The 14,009-nt window shown below is 42.3% G+C and carries 12 protein-coding genes and 4 tRNA genes; 5 read left to right on the top strand and 11 right to left on the bottom strand.

All coding sequences use genetic code 11. The features are described from left to right. The first annotated feature begins 4 nt into the window (after positions 1-4). The gene (locus ACNKW3_RS10080) at positions 5-304 is read left to right on the top strand and encodes a YciI family protein (protein ID WP_427399171.1); all 300 of its coding nucleotides are present in this window, start codon (positions 5-7) and stop codon (positions 302-304) included. On the opposite strand, the gene ACNKW3_RS10075 is transcribed toward ACNKW3_RS10080, so the two are convergent. Together ACNKW3_RS10075 and ACNKW3_RS10070 are read right to left on the bottom strand one after the other, a co-directional pair. Beyond that, positions 301-1,284, bottom strand: coding sequence for a GGDEF domain-containing protein (locus ACNKW3_RS10075; RefSeq protein ID WP_427399170.1), 984 nt, complete (start codon positions 1,282-1,284; stop codon positions 301-303). The two genes, ACNKW3_RS10080 and ACNKW3_RS10075, sit on opposite strands and share 4 nt — an antisense overlap. A 21-nt stretch (positions 1,285-1,305) precedes the next feature. Continuing rightward, positions 1,306-2,358, bottom strand: a complete 1,053-nt coding sequence (locus tag ACNKW3_RS10070; protein ID WP_427399169.1) for an AI-2E family transporter — start codon at positions 2,356-2,358, stop codon at positions 1,306-1,308. 69 nt (positions 2,359-2,427) lie between these two features. Between ACNKW3_RS10070 and folX the strand changes: the two genes are divergently transcribed. Then, positions 2,428-2,793 (top strand): dihydroneopterin triphosphate 2'-epimerase, encoded by a 366-nt coding sequence (gene folX / locus ACNKW3_RS10065; protein WP_427399168.1) that lies wholly within the window; start codon positions 2,428-2,430, stop codon positions 2,791-2,793. A 15-nt stretch (positions 2,794-2,808) separates the two neighbouring features. Then, a complete protein-coding gene (locus ACNKW3_RS10060; RefSeq protein WP_427399167.1) occupies positions 2,809-3,696 on the top strand; it encodes a TIGR01777 family oxidoreductase in 888 nt (295 codons plus the stop codon). Positions 3,697-3,716: 20 nt separating this feature from the next. On the opposite strand, the gene ACNKW3_RS10055 is transcribed toward ACNKW3_RS10060, so the two are convergent. Both ACNKW3_RS10055 and ACNKW3_RS10050 read right to left on the bottom strand, forming a co-directional pair. Beyond that, positions 3,717-6,233, bottom strand: coding sequence for an ABC transporter permease (locus ACNKW3_RS10055; protein WP_427399166.1), 2,517 nt, complete (start codon positions 6,231-6,233; stop codon positions 3,717-3,719). Next, positions 6,234-6,947 carry an ABC transporter ATP-binding protein gene (locus ACNKW3_RS10050; protein ID WP_427399165.1) on the bottom strand — a complete coding sequence of 238 codons (714 nt, stop codon included), beginning with the start codon at positions 6,945-6,947 and terminating at the stop codon, positions 6,234-6,236. 34 nt (positions 6,948-6,981) lie between these two features. Here ACNKW3_RS10050 and ACNKW3_RS10045 point away from each other — a divergent pair, with 34 nt between their 5' ends. Further along, entirely contained in the window at positions 6,982-7,644 is a 663-nt protein-coding gene (locus tag ACNKW3_RS10045; protein ID WP_427399164.1) for an arylesterase, read from the top strand. Between the two features lie 242 nt (positions 7,645-7,886). On the opposite strand, the gene ACNKW3_RS10040 is transcribed toward ACNKW3_RS10045, so the two are convergent. From ACNKW3_RS10040 to gltX, 7 genes are all read right to left on the bottom strand, one after another. Next, positions 7,887-9,176: an amidohydrolase family protein gene (locus tag ACNKW3_RS10040; RefSeq protein WP_427399163.1), complete on the bottom strand. Its 1,290-nt coding sequence runs from the start codon at positions 9,174-9,176 to the stop codon at positions 7,887-7,889. Beyond that, on the bottom strand, positions 9,173-10,576 hold the full coding sequence (locus ACNKW3_RS10035; protein WP_427399162.1) for an amidohydrolase: 1,404 nt from the start codon (positions 10,574-10,576) through the stop codon (positions 9,173-9,175). The genes ACNKW3_RS10040 and ACNKW3_RS10035 overlap by 4 nt, the downstream gene beginning before the upstream one ends. A 107-nt stretch (positions 10,577-10,683) precedes the next feature. Further along, entirely contained in the window at positions 10,684-11,631 is a 948-nt protein-coding gene (locus ACNKW3_RS10030; protein ID WP_427399161.1) for a tRNA-dihydrouridine synthase, read from the bottom strand. A gap of 280 nt (positions 11,632-11,911) precedes the next feature. Further along, positions 11,912-11,987, bottom strand: a tRNA-Glu gene (locus ACNKW3_RS10025). Between the two features lie 51 nt (positions 11,988-12,038). Further along, positions 12,039-12,114 (bottom strand) — tRNA-Glu (locus tag ACNKW3_RS10020). A 31-nt stretch (positions 12,115-12,145) separates the two neighbouring features. Then, positions 12,146-12,221 (bottom strand) — tRNA-Ala (locus ACNKW3_RS10015). 85 nt (positions 12,222-12,306) lie between these two features. Then, positions 12,307-13,716 carry a glutamate--tRNA ligase gene (gltX, locus tag ACNKW3_RS10010; protein ID WP_427399160.1) on the bottom strand — a complete coding sequence of 470 codons (1,410 nt, stop codon included), beginning with the start codon at positions 13,714-13,716 and terminating at the stop codon, positions 12,307-12,309. Positions 13,717-13,932: 216 nt separating this feature from the next. On the opposite strand from gltX, the gene ACNKW3_RS10005 reads away from it, so the two are divergent. Beyond that, a tRNA-Val gene (locus tag ACNKW3_RS10005) sits at positions 13,933-14,008 on the top strand. Position 14,009: the final 1 nt, after the last annotated feature.

Here is a 14,009-nt window from a genome sequence, read left to right as displayed (position 1 = left end):
TAAAATGTACTATGTAATTTATGCACAAGATAAACAAGGTTCATTAAGCCAAAGGCTAGCGGCTCGCCCAGACCACCTTGCTCGTCTTCAAGCGTTAAAAGATGAAGGTCGACTACTTGTGGCTGGACCTACCCCCGCCATAGATAGTGAAAATCCAGGCGAAGCAGGTTTTACTGGCTCTGTGGTAATTGCTAAATTCGATTCTTTGCAAGATGCTGAACAATGGGCGGAATCTGATCCCTATGTGGCGGCAGATGTTTATGCTGAGGTAACAGTTAAACCATTTAAATACGTGTTGCCTTAAAGGGTCGATATCCTATCTCTACCTGCGTCTTTCGATTGATAGAGCGCTTTGTCCGCTCTATCAACCCAAGAAAGCACTGTATCCCCTTCAGTTAATTGTGCGATGCCAAATGACATGGTGTATTTAGGTAACTCTTCACTGCGTTTTTTAGCCACATAGGCTTGTAAATCTTTGGCTAAGGTCTGCGCATTCTCTGCACTAGCGCCCTGCATTAAAATAATAAATTCCTCTCCACCTAAGCGATAAAGCTTGTCAGTTCTTCTCAAGCGCAACGAAACCAATTTAGAGCTTTCTTTTAAAATATCGTCACCGACAGCATGGCCATATTTGTCATTGATCATTTTAAAGTGATCCATGTCGAATAGAATCAAACTGCTATTAATTTGATAGCGTTTAAAGCTATCCACACATATTTTAGCGTCATTTTCAAAAGCTCTACGATTGCCTGCGCGAGTAAGAAAATCTTGCGTTGCTTGCAAATTGAGTAGCTCATGCTGACGTCTTAATTCACTGGAAAAGTAAAAGATAAATAAAATACTGGGGATTAGCGTGGCGTAAACGGTCGCAACATCTTTTAATTCAACCTTATCTGACAATATTGGCAACAATGCAAACGCCATTAGGATATTTAAAAGCAAAGCAATTCGAGGCTTTATTAAAAAAAATACTGCCAAGGTGCCAGGATAAACCCAATACAGGTTAAATGCGTTGCCGTAAATTGACGTGAGCAACATTGCCAGAATGATAAATAGTGCGAGAACAAATTTTAGTTTTTCAACATATTTTCCATGGTAAACCAATACCCCAACTACACATCCACAGAATACAATAACCGCATCTAAGAGTGCCATAATCCAATTATTTTGCAGTACTCGAACCCAAAACATGGGAAAAACGCCAACCATCAACAGCAAAACCACACAAATGGCGATTTTGTCTGAAGGAGGCTTTGCCGCAAAATTCTTTAGAATATTTTTCATAAATATAAGTATGGCTTAGCGCTAAGCATTATCGATTTCTGCCTTTAGTTTTTCCGGTGTTGTATCAGACAACAGAACCGCAAGCCATTTGCTTTCTTCTCGACTTTCTAATGCGATTTTCACTACCATTGTTAAAGGTACACTTAGCAGCATACCTACAGTGCCTAGTAACCATCCCCAAAATATTAAAGACAGAAACACGACTAGTGTCGATAGACCTAAACCTTTGCCCATAAACTTAGGTTCAACCATATTGCCCATAACCGTATTAACCACTATAAATCCTAACCCTGCTAGTCCAGCCTTAGCAAAGCCAAATTCAACAAAAGCCATTAATACCGCAGGAATCGCTGCAATGATGGAACCTATATTGGGAATAAAATTCAACATAAAGGCCAACACTGACCACAGCATAAAATGATCAACACCTAGAACATAAAGCCAAACACCGATAAAGAAACCTGTGCCCAAGCTTACTAGCATTTTAATCACTAAATATTGATTTACCGATTCTAAAAATCGGTCAATATGAGTCATTTTCATTTCCGGGTCAGCCATGGCTACGTGAACTCTAGCCGGAATTGATTTAGCTTCAAACAGCATGAAAATAACGGTTAAAAGAATCAAGAATACGTTAGAAAGCACTATGCCCATGCCGGAAATTATATTGGTCGCCATGTTCATCGCGACGCCAGGATCTAAATACGAAGTAATAAGGCTTTTATCTAAATTGATATTTAACAATGCCAGTTTTTCAATTACCCAAGCAAATTCACCGGCCAGTTGCTCTCGATAAACGGGCAAATTTTGCCTAAACTCGGCCATCGATTGAGTAATTAGTCCGGCTAACATAAAACCAATTACAACCAGTATAAGTATAACTATAGTGACCGATATCCAGCGAGGTATTCTATACTTTGCAAGCCAATTAATAATTGGACTTACGGCTATCGCAATAAATGCAGATAATAAAAATGGCACAACGATTACCGAAGCTGCTTTAATGCCTGCTAGCACAACAACTAGTGCAGCCAATACAACTAGGGTTTTCAGCGTAGGAGATTTAAAATCCATATTGAAACTCTTCTAACAACATAGGCACTAGCATAAAGCTTTAAAATAATAAAAGGAATACTACAGATAATGAATCTTGATTTAGCGACTATTCGCATCAAAAATTTACGTTTGCGCACCTATATTGGCATTAATGATGACGAAATACGTAATCAACAGGATGTTGTCATCAATGTCGTTATTCACTACGACGCGAAAAAGGCTACTTCCACAGACAATATGAAAGATGCGCTGAATTATAAAGTCATTACAAAAGCTATTATTCGGTTAGTGGAAGATAATCGTTTTTCATTATTAGAAAAACTCACCGCTGACGTTTTAGCTATTGCTGCTGAGCATCCTTGGGTAACTGATGCGGAAGTAGAAGTTGATAAACCTCATGCTTTGCGTTTTTCGGATTCTGTTTCACTCACCTTATCATGCAAAAAAGATTAAATTAAAGAATAAGTTATGGCTAAAATTTTAATTACAGGTGGTAGCGGGTTAATCGGTCGACATTTTATTAAGCGAACCGAAAACAAAAACGATTTTACTGTGGTATCGAGAGACCCTTCTAGAACCCGTCGTTTGCTGGGCGATAAACCTAATATAATCACCCTGGACCAATTAACTCAGGTAGATGAATATGAGGTTATAGTAAACCTAGCCGGTGAACCCATTGCGGATAAACGTTGGTCAGATGAGCAAAAACGCGCTATTTGTGATTCTAGATGGGACATAACCCAACACCTGGTTGATCTCATTAATCAAGCTGAGAATCCACCGGATGTATTTATTAGTGGTAGTGCAGTAGGAATTTATGGTCGACAGGGCGATACGCCTATCACCGAAGACTTTACTGACTACCATGATGAATTTAGCCATCAAGTATGTAGCAAGTGGGAAGAAATTGCGTTGCAGGCCAATACTCGAGTATGTTTGTTACGCACTGGCGTAGTATTAGCGGATGAAGGTGGTGCGCTAGCTAAAATGTTGATTCCATTTAGGCTTGGTCTTGGAGGTCCTATTGGATCAGGCAAACAATATATGCCATGGGTTCATTTAGAAGACATGATAAGAGCAATGGAATTTTTGATTCATGATAAAAATTGCGTAGGCCCTTTCAATATCACCGCTCCTAACCCCAACACAAATCACTTTTTTTCCTTGCGATTAGCCGAACGTTTGCAACGACCTTGTTTTTTCAGGGTGCCAGCTGGCGTGTTGAAGTTTATTATGGGTGAGTCGTCCGAACTGGTGTTGTATGGACAAAAAGCCTTGCCTGCTCGATTACAAACCGCAGGGTTTACATTTCATTATCCAACCTTAGTTGAAGCTTTGAACGCACTTGATTTATAAGTGCGTTCATCACCTTTTCGTTACACCATTTTTCGCAATAAACTGCTGGTATTCAACGACAATAAGCGCCAACAGCCTATTGCTCCCAAAATCCCTACAACTAAGGCGCCAGCCACTGGTGCTATGATCCAATATTCCAAATGCCAATTGAACGGCATCTCAAACACTTGCGTCTGTAACAGATACAAACTGAATTCATTGGCCATGGCTGCCATCAAACCTGCAACTACACCAATAATTAAGAACTCATTGATGACACTAAAACGAATTCGACTGCCTCGTAAGCCAAGCGTACGCAAAATTGCCAACTCTTGTAAGCGCTCGTCCATACTGGCTTGAACTTGTGCGATTAGTACCAAAGAACCTGCGACTAATACAAGCACTAGGATAAATTCCACAGCCATTGACACTTGATCAATGATTTCCCTAAGTTGGTCTATGCGAGCGTCAATATCAAAGAGAGTCACACTGGCATAAGGTGCCATTAGATTCGAAATTTCAGACTTTCGAGAATCCTTTAAATGGAAACTAGTGATATAAGTAGGGGTGAAATTCTCCATCGCTTTGGGATGTAAAACAAAGAAGAAGTTTGGCTGCAAGGTTTGCCAGTCAACTAATCGAATGCTAGTGACAGTAGCCACGATTTGTTCGCTACCAACATTGAAAGTCAATTGATCTCCCATGTTGATTTCCAAACGTTCAGCAATTTCTTTTTCAATAGACAACGGCACAGGTTCACCCTCTTGCCAATCATCATGCCATTGCCCCTCTACGATTTCATTGCCTTTTTGTAAAGTGGTACTCCAAGATAAGTTAGCTTCGCGTCCTAAGCCTCTGCGGCCTTCTCGCGCTGGCTCATCTCCCTCTTTCGAGACTTCAGTACGAATATTTTCATCATTAACGGCAACGAACCGTCCTCTGGCTACCGGATAAAAATCTTGGTACTCAACGTCAAATTCTTCAAAACGTTGAACCAAACCCTCTTTTTGGGTTTCACTCACATTGGAGAGAAAATAGTTTGGGGTACCTTGAGGTAATTGCTCTCGCCACTGTTTAACCATGTCATTGCGCATAACCAACACGACTAACAGCAACATGATGGTGATGGCAAAACTGATCAGTTGCACTGAGTTCCCCATCGCACGTCGGCGAATTCGAGCCCAAGCTAGGGTCCAAGCACCTATACCGCTTGTTCCGAATTTTCTACCCACTAAAATTAATAGATAAGTCATCCCGACCAAAGAAGCGACTAATAGTGCGCCTGAGGCAAACAAAATTGCACTGATTTGAAAATCACCACTGTAAAACATCATTAAAATGAAAACTGCACTGCCAGAAAAGACAAATTGTAACGCTCTGGATGACAAGGTGGCATCTATATCCTTGCGTAATACGCGCAGCGGCGGTACTGAAAATAATTGCAGCAATGGATATAACGAGAATAACAAGGCACAAGTAATGCCTGTAAATACCGCAATCCCAACTGGTCGCCAATACCAAGTATCAATAGCAACTGGAACAGCATCAGCAAGTAAAGCAACCACACCGAGTTGGAGTAGATATCCGACAATAATACCTATGACAATGCCTAACACTGTAATAAAACAAATTTGAATTAAGTAGATGCGGCGCACCATTTGTTTACTTGCGCCAAGGGTTTTCATAATCGCCACAGGATCAAAGTGTCGTTGGCTAAACCGTTGAGCCGCAACTGCAATAGATACTGCTGCTAAGATAATGGCAAGAAGACTCGCCAGTAAGAAAAATTCCTCCGCACGTGCGACTGAGCGCCCAATTGCTGAATCATCATCTTCAATACTTTGCCAACGGTGCAATTCTCTGTCTAACTGTGGTCTTAACCAATCGTAATACGACTCTATTTCACCCCTATCACCGGCAAAATAATATTTATAATTAACCCGACTTCCCGGTCCAGTGATATTTGTGGCGGCGATATCGTCAGAGGACATCAACAACATTGGATCTGTATTAAAAACACTAAAACCAGCATCAGGAATTTCACTTAGTATGTTCGCTACTGTGAGTTTGATATCCCCTACATCGACTTGGTCACCAATATCTACTTTTAGAAGTTGTAATAAGCGAGAATCAATCCAAACTTCCCCTGGTTGTGGACGATTTTGAGTTTCATATCCAGTGGCAAATGGCGTGTCAGTAATTTTGATTGTACCTTTAAGAGGATATTCAGTATTTACCGCGCGCAAGTCTGATAAAGCCAAATTATTCTGGTTAAACACCATGGAACGGGTAGACAGCTGAAAAGCGGTATCTATGCCACGATTTTTAGCTTCTTGAATCCATTCGTCAGGTACTGGGTTTCTTGAACGTAACTGACTGTCAGCCGCGATAAACTCTGCCGACCTGTCAGTAAGAGCTTGTTGTAATCTTTCACTGAACAAAGATAACGCCAGCACAGATGTAACTGACAGAACAATGGCCAATAAAATAATGGTTAATTCACCACGCTTGGCTTCATGTTTGAAAAGCCGCCATGCTAACGAAAACGACATTCCCATTTATTCGCCTCCCGCTATCACTTTAAGCGGTTGAGTGACCTCTGTGAGGGTTCCAGCATTCATGTTCAATTGTCGTTGACAGCGCTTTGCTAGTTCATTGTCATGGGTAACTAAGACTAGCGTGGTTTGCAACTCATCATTCATTTTAAACAACAAGTCTTCTACTTTTTGCGAATTCGCAGAATCGAGGTTTCCAGTTGGCTCATCAGCAAACAAGATCTTAGGTTGAGTAATGAAGGCTCGAGCGATTGCAACACGTTGTTGCTCACCACCTGACAGTTGATTTGGAAAATGATGGGCGCGATGTTCTAACCCTACTTGCTGAATAATTTTCTGCGCTCTTTCTTTAGGGTTGTCCATACCTGCAATTTCTGCAGGCAACATGATATTTTCAAGCGCGGTTAAGGATTGAACCAACATAAAACTTTGAAAAATAAAGCCGACTTTTTCGCCCCTCAGTCTGGCTCTCGCTTCTTCATCCATTTCATGTAAGGGCTCACCGTCTAAAAAAATGTGACCTCCGCTTACTTCATCTAGCCCTGCTAACAAACCTAAAAGCGTGGATTTTCCTGAGCCAGATGCGCCAATGATTGCAATTGTTTCACCAGACTTGACTTCAAAGCTAATAGGTTGAAGGATCTGTAGGGAACCTTCGCTCGTATTCACTTTCTTAATAAGACTTTTTGTTTCAATCATTGTAGGGGTAGTACTCATAGTGTTTTTTTTCTCAACGTCAGGATCAATTTGCGTGCAAAAACAATTCAACAAATTAATAGGAATATTATTACTTTCAGTTAGTCTTTTATTCTCCGTTAATGTTCATTCAGATCAAGCACTAAGCGACACCGAAAATGTAAACAAATATAAATTGCTAATATTGGGCGATAGCTTAAGCGCAGCCTATGGATTAACTGAACCTGAAGGTTGGGTATATTTGCTTTCAGAACGTTGGAAACAGGAGCAAGCGCCCATAGAAGTAATCAATGCAGCAATTAGTGGCGATACTACTGATGGAGGATTAGCCCGTTTGCCCCGGTTACTGTCTTTACATAAACCCACCCATCTTTATATAGAATTAGGCGGAAACAATGGTCTTCAAGGGCACAATCCGAATAAAATCAAAGAGAATCTCGCACAAAAAATTGCACTCGCCCAAGAGCAAGATGTGCAAGTAATATTGCAAGAGATTCAAATTCCAACTAACTATGGGCGTCGGTACAGTGAAATGTTTACCAACAACTATCAGCAACTAGCAGACGAATATGCGGTGCCTTTGATTCCATTTTTTCTACAAGACATCGCATTAAAACCTGAATTAATGCAAAACGATGGTATTCATCCTGTGGCTGAAGCCCAACCCATGATAGTGGATTTTATTAAACCGAAGTTTGAGGCGATTATTTTACCTTGATGGGTGGTTTGGGAGATCCCGCCCTTCGGTACTTCTTCCCGTCATTGCGACGCAGGTCGCAATCTCGTTGAGTTATCCGCATGATCCCGCCCTTCGGCGGGATGACGAAATTGAAGCGGCGGGATGACGTATTATTTTCCCCGTCATTGCGACGCAGGTCGCAATCTCTTTGAATTAACCGCAAGATCCCGCCCTTCGGCGGGATGACGAAATTGAAGCGGCGGGATGACTTAGTGGAAGCCCTACCTGTAACTCACCGGCTTAGACTTATCTTGGTTCAAATATCTGTCACGCAATTGAATCTGACGTGACGTCATCTCAATTTCTTCACCATTGATAATGACTACCTCAGCAGCTTCAGTCACTTCTAATGGATCACCGGACCAAATAACAAGATCAGCGCGCATACCCGGGGTTAGACTACCCAACATATTATCCACATTAAAAATACTGGCAACATTGGAAGTTAAAGATGCTAAGCCTGCTTCATAAGGCAATCCATTAGCCACTGCATTTCCCGCGTGTTGGGCGGCTAATCGAATGTTATGGGTGTTCATGCCAATCGCGACTTTTACCCCTGCAGCATGCAATTTACCGGCATTTTCCAAAGTAGCGCCAAGATGATCAAAACCTGACGGCATATTATCTTCTGGATTTAATATCACAGGCACATTTGCAGCCGCAATTTGCTCAGCCACACGCCAACCTTCAGTGGCATCCACTAACACTAAATTCAAGTTAGCAAACTTTTCTTTCAATGCTAGCGCTTGCAGAATATCGGCAGCGCGATTTGCAGTTACCAATAGAGGGATTTCACCACTTATCACAGGTGCTAAAGCTTTTGCATCAGCACTAGTAATCCAACCTTCCCATGCTTTAGTCGGGCTAAATTCATAATTGGCAGCAAAACCGGCCTCTTCCAAGCTTTGATTTAATGCTACCCACAAAGAAGCGCGTGAACCACCGCTTCTATCGGCACCATTATTGTTGAGATCAGCATGCGCGTACGCCTTGGCTTTCAAGGTGCTATTGAAACCGGGCTCTAAACCAATAATAGCGCCTTGCCCATTAAACAATTGGCCGGTACCACTCATGCCAGTAATAGCTGAGGTAAAACCTTCAATACGGGTAATAGGAATTATAGTTGAATCTTTATTTATGGCATATTGCACATCATAGGCTGCACCTACAGTACTAACCGGATGAGCGCCGGCTCTAGCATCTACTGTCCCAGCGGACATACCAACTTCAACCAAGCCCAAATTAGTTAACGCGCCAATAAACCCGGGGGTGACAACCTTGCCAGTCGCGTCGATTTCACGATATCCATTTGGCACTCTTTGACTATCTAAAACCTGTTTAATTTCGCCATCGCTAATTAACACAGTACCGCTTTCAATAACGCCTGCTTCACCCATGGTATAAATTTTTGCGCCTGTAATGGCAATATCTTCAGCCAAGCTTTGTGCGCTCATTGAAATAGTCATTATCGCCAAAGAAACGGCTTTTAATTTTTTAGTGAAATGTCTCATTGGGCACCTCCTAAAAATGTTTGGCCTAACTCGAAATCGCTTACTGGCTGTAGCTCTGGGTTATTTAAATCAAATACCATGGCACCATCGATAAATACTTTTTCTGCTTTTGCATATGTGGAGAAAGGATCTGCCGTCCACAACACTACATCAGCATTTTTGCCTTCTTCTAATGAACCAGTGTGTTCAAAAATACCCAAGGATTTTGCAGGATTGGCTGATAACCATTGCCATGCTTCCGCTTGACTGATATCGATACCAGCGCGTTTGCCGTCAGACCATGCTTTTGCAGCTTCTTGGTTTAGCCGTTGAATACCTATATCACTATCGGAATGCACTATGGCGCAAGCGCCCGCATTATGCACCATAGGAATGTTTTCACGAATACCGTCATAGGCTTCCATTTTAAAGCCCCACCAGTCAGCCCACATGGCTGAACAGACGTTATTTTCTGCTAACATGTCAGAGATTTTGTAAGCTTCAACTGCGTGATGAAAGGTACCGATTTTATAATCGAACTCTTTCATTACATCCATCATCACCGCCATTTCATCAGCACGATAACAATGCATGTGAACTAAAATATCTCCTCGTAACACGCCAGCGAGGGTTTCCATGCGTAAATCACGTTTTGGCGCTTCTCCAGCTTTTCCTTCTTCTAACGCAGCATTGTATGCATCCCATTTCTTACGGTATTCCTGTGCGTCTATCCAAGCTTTACGATAACCAGCAACGTTTGCCATTCGGGTCATTGGGCCGCCTTTACTACCGTAAACGCGTTTAGGATTTTCACCACAGGCCATTTTAATTCCATAAGGTGCTTCGGGAAATTTCATGTCCTGCACGCTTCTATTAGGTAAGTTTTTAACGGTAACGCTTCGTCCACCAAACAAGTTCGCAGAACCAGGTAAAAGCTGCATGCTAGTTACACCGCCAGCCAAGGCTCGTTGAAAACCTGGATCTTGTGGCCAAACTGAATGCTCGGCCCACACTTCTGCGGTCACTGGACCTGTCATTTCATTGCCATCAGAGTGAGAATGGGTACTAGGCGAAGGATAAACGCCCAAATGACTATGATTATCAATGATCCCTGGAGTAACCCATTTACCAGTGCCATCCACTTCCAAAGCATCTGACGGCGATTTTACGGATTTTCCCACCGCAACTATTTTGCCATCTTCGAGCAAAATAGCGCCTTTGTCGATTTTACCACCGATCCCATCAAGAATAGTGACGTTGGTAATAACCACAGGTTTAGATTCAATGGGTTGGTAGGTGCTAGGGAACGGATTATCTTGGGCACTTTGCTGGGCTTTCTTGTCATCACCGCAGGCGGTTAAAAATAACGTCGAAATTGCCAACGAGACACCAAGCATTCGCATACTTGACTTGCTTCGCATAGGGTTTCCTTAGTTTGTCGTTTTTATTGTTATACAACTAAGATAAGGATTTCAGGGATTCAAAGCAAGTCAGATATAGCTTCATCCGAAAAATTTGGACGAATGGATTAAGCTTGGGTTAATACAGAGAGAATTTGTTGCGGATCCTGCATACGTTTGATTTGCTCAAACAATTCGCTGGCTTGAGTGTATTGACGCTGCATATAGCCCAACCACTGTTTAACTCGATTTGGATAATAACGGCCTTTATCACCAAAAATTTCATAGCCAGAATAATCCACCAAGAGTTGTTTTACTTGGTCCCAAGTCATGGGGGCCTCGTTGTTTACTATAGTGTTAGCCAAATTGGGTAAGGCTAGTGCGCCTCGCCCTAACATTATATGTGGCGTATTCGCTTGTTTTTTGCATTTAATCGCATCTTCTGCCGACCAAATTTCACCATTGGCAATAACGGGAATCTGTACTATTTGCCTGATTTTAGCAATCCAATCCCAATAGGCTGGCGGCTTATAGCCTTCGGTTTTGGTTCTTGCATGCACTGTGAGTAAATTAGCGCCCGCAGCTTGTAAAGCGTCTGCATTTTCTAATGCTAGGGATTTATCATCAAACCCCAAACGAATTTTTGCACTTACCACATGCTCTGAAGGAACCGCTTTTCTTACTTCACTGATAATGTCATACAAGGTTTGCGGCTCTTTCAATAAAACCGCCCCACCCTTTGATTTATTCACAGTTTTAGCTGGACAACCAAAATTTAAATCAACCCCAAATGAGCCAAGCTCGATGGCTCTCACGGCATTTTCCGCTAACCATTGAGGATGTTGACCTAATAATTGAACCCGCACTGGCACGCCGCAAGGTGTTTTAGAGTCATTGTAGAGTTCAGGGCAAATGCGATGGTAGGTTTTTTCAGGTAATAGGCTTTCGACCACTCTGACAAATTCTGTCACACATAAATCAAACCCACCCACGCGCGTAAGCATGTCACGCATGAGATGATCAACCACGCCTTCCATAGGCGCTAAAATGATTTGGGGTGTTTGAAATGTTGTCATAAATGAGTCTAGTTAGATAACGTTGTCGAACCCAAGGGCTTCTCATATCTTACAGATACGCAAATAATAAAAAAGCCACCTGTGTTGCCACGTAATGCATTTAAGTTTATCAACCAAGGGATTCATGATTAAAATGCCTAAGCATTTTAATCCCCCTACGGGCGCGCATTGCGCGTGCAACTTTGCTTAAACGCAAAGTTGTCGAACCCAAGGGCCTCTCATATCTTACAGATACGCAAATAATAAAAAAGCCACCTTGAAAGGTGGCTTTTTTATTATATGGCGTCCCATAGGGGATTCGAACCCCTGTTACCGCCGTGAAAGGGCGGTGTCCTAGGCCTCTAGACGAATGGGACTAAACCTTTTTGTAACATCAACCGCGGCCTAGTGCGATTGTGTATAAATTTTGGCGTCCCATAGGGGATTCGAACCCCTGTTACCGCCGTGAAAGGGCGGTGTCCTAGGCCTCTAGACGAATGGGACTAAGAACGCAAAATTACTGTCATCGGATTATTGGTGGAGCTAGGCGGGATCGAACCGCCGACCTCTTGCATGCCATGCAAGCGCTCTCCCAGCTGAGCTATAGCCCCAGTCAATGGAGCTGTATTATTTGCTACAGTTCCGTGACAGCGGGGCGCATTCTAGGCATCCGACCGATTTATGTCAACGGTTTTTTTAAGAATTTTCTCGATTTTCAATAAATTCAAGCGCTTTGTTTATTCTTTCAACAACTTTAGTTTGTTCAATGAGCGCTAAGGTAACATCTAACGAAGGAGAATTGCCCGAACCTGTGGCAGCGACTCGCAATGGCATCCCTACTTTACCCATGCCAACGCCTAAATCTTCAGCAGTGCTATTAATCGCTGACTGGATGTTCTCTGCATGCCATTCAGTGATGTTTTTCAGCTTTTCCTGCACTAACAGTAAAGGTTCTTTAGCTACCGGACGTAGATGTTTTTTCGCAGCATTCGCATCAAACTCTTCGAAATCTTCATAGAAATAACGGCTGATTTCTGCCAATTCTTTTAAGGTATCAACTCTTTCTGCTTGAATAGACACAACTTCAGATAACAAAGGACCATTTTCAGTATTAATGCCTTGCTGATCAAAATGCCATTGTGCATGTTCTGCCACCTCAGCGGCTGGCAAGGTTTTTATATAATGCTGATTCAACCAAACTAGCTTTTCCGTGTTAAATGCACTGGCTGATTTACTGATGTGGTTTAAGCTGAACAACGAAATCATTTCTTCGCGACTGAAGATTTCTTGATCACCATGAGACCAACCTAAACGCACCAAATAATTAAGCAGCGCTTGAGGTAAATAACCATCATCGCGATATTGCATAACACTCACTGCACCATGACGCTTTGACAACTTCTTACCATCATCGCCTAAAATCATAGATACATGGGCATAATCCGGTACAGGAGCACCTAAGGCTTTTAAAATATTAATTTGACGTGGTGTGTTGTTGATATGGTCTTCACCGCGCACAACATGGGTAATACCCATTTCCCAATCATCAATTACTACACAGAAATTATAGGTCGGCGCACCGTCGGTACGACGAATAACCAAATCATCTAATTCACTGTTTGCAATGCGGATCTCGCCTCTTACTTGGTCTTTAAAAACTACTTCGCCATCTTGTGGGTTTTTAAAACGAATTGCATAAGGCTGATTTTCAGGATGATCAGTGCGATCGCGCCAAGTACCAGGGTAACGCGGTTTTTCACCTCGTTTTTCTTGCTCTTCACGAATTTGGTCTAATTCTGCGCTGGACATAAAACACTTATATGCTAAACCTTTTTCAAGTAGCAAATCAATGTAATGATTGTAACGGTCAAATCGTTCCGTTTGATAGAAAGGCCCTTCGTCATGATCTAAACCTAACCAAGACATGCCATCTAAAATAGCTTGTTTAGCTTGCTCAGTTGAACGTTCTATATCTGTATCTTCAATTCTAAGTACAAATTTTCCACCTTGGCTTTTAGCAAACAACCAAGAATAAAGGGCTGTTCTTGCACCGCCAACGTGTAAATAACCTGTGGGGCTTGGTGCAAAACGGGTAACTACCGACATGATTTTCTCTCTAATTTATTGATGCGCGCATTCTACTTGTTTTCGGCCTTTTTCTAAAGCGCTGAGGAAGGGCTTTTTACAAATTTAACGCCATAACTGTTCGAAAATTACGCGCTTATAAATTTTTTCATATTTTTGTATTGACACTGCTCGCTCCAACTCTATAATACGCGTCCACTGTTTGATGACACAGACCAACAGCATCAACGAAAAGACGGACGCATAGCTCAGTTGGGAGAGCACCGCCCTTACAAGGCGGGGGTCGCAAGTTCAAGCCTTGCTGCGTCCACCAC

The organism is Glaciecola sp. 1036 (assembly GCF_050306235.1).
GTDB lineage: Bacteria > Pseudomonadota > Gammaproteobacteria > Enterobacterales > Alteromonadaceae > Glaciecola.
This window is presented reverse-complemented; position numbering and strand designations above follow the sequence as displayed.

Coding starts and splice junctions, on each gene's coding strand:
- ACNKW3_RS10080 (WP_427399171.1), top strand. CDS start 5: ATGTACTATGTAATTTATGCACAAGATAAACAAGGTTCATTAAGCCAA.
- ACNKW3_RS10075 (WP_427399170.1), bottom strand. CDS start 1,284: ATGAAAAATATTCTAAAGAATTTTGCGGCAAAGCCTCCTTCAGACAAA.
- ACNKW3_RS10070 (WP_427399169.1), bottom strand. CDS start 2,358: ATGGATTTTAAATCTCCTACGCTGAAAACCCTAGTTGTATTGGCTGCA.
- folX (WP_427399168.1), top strand. CDS start 2,428: ATGAATCTTGATTTAGCGACTATTCGCATCAAAAATTTACGTTTGCGC.
- ACNKW3_RS10060 (WP_427399167.1), top strand. CDS start 2,809: ATGGCTAAAATTTTAATTACAGGTGGTAGCGGGTTAATCGGTCGACAT.
- ACNKW3_RS10055 (WP_427399166.1), bottom strand. CDS start 6,233: ATGGGAATGTCGTTTTCGTTAGCATGGCGGCTTTTCAAACATGAAGCC.
- ACNKW3_RS10050 (WP_427399165.1), bottom strand. CDS start 6,947: ATGAGTACTACCCCTACAATGATTGAAACAAAAAGTCTTATTAAGAAA.
- ACNKW3_RS10040 (WP_427399163.1), bottom strand. CDS start 9,176: ATGAGACATTTCACTAAAAAATTAAAAGCCGTTTCTTTGGCGATAATG.
- ACNKW3_RS10035 (WP_427399162.1), bottom strand. CDS start 10,576: ATGCGAAGCAAGTCAAGTATGCGAATGCTTGGTGTCTCGTTGGCAATT.
- ACNKW3_RS10030 (WP_427399161.1), bottom strand. CDS start 11,631: ATGACAACATTTCAAACACCCCAAATCATTTTAGCGCCTATGGAAGGC.
- gltX (WP_427399160.1), bottom strand. CDS start 13,716: ATGTCGGTAGTTACCCGTTTTGCACCAAGCCCCACAGGTTATTTACAC.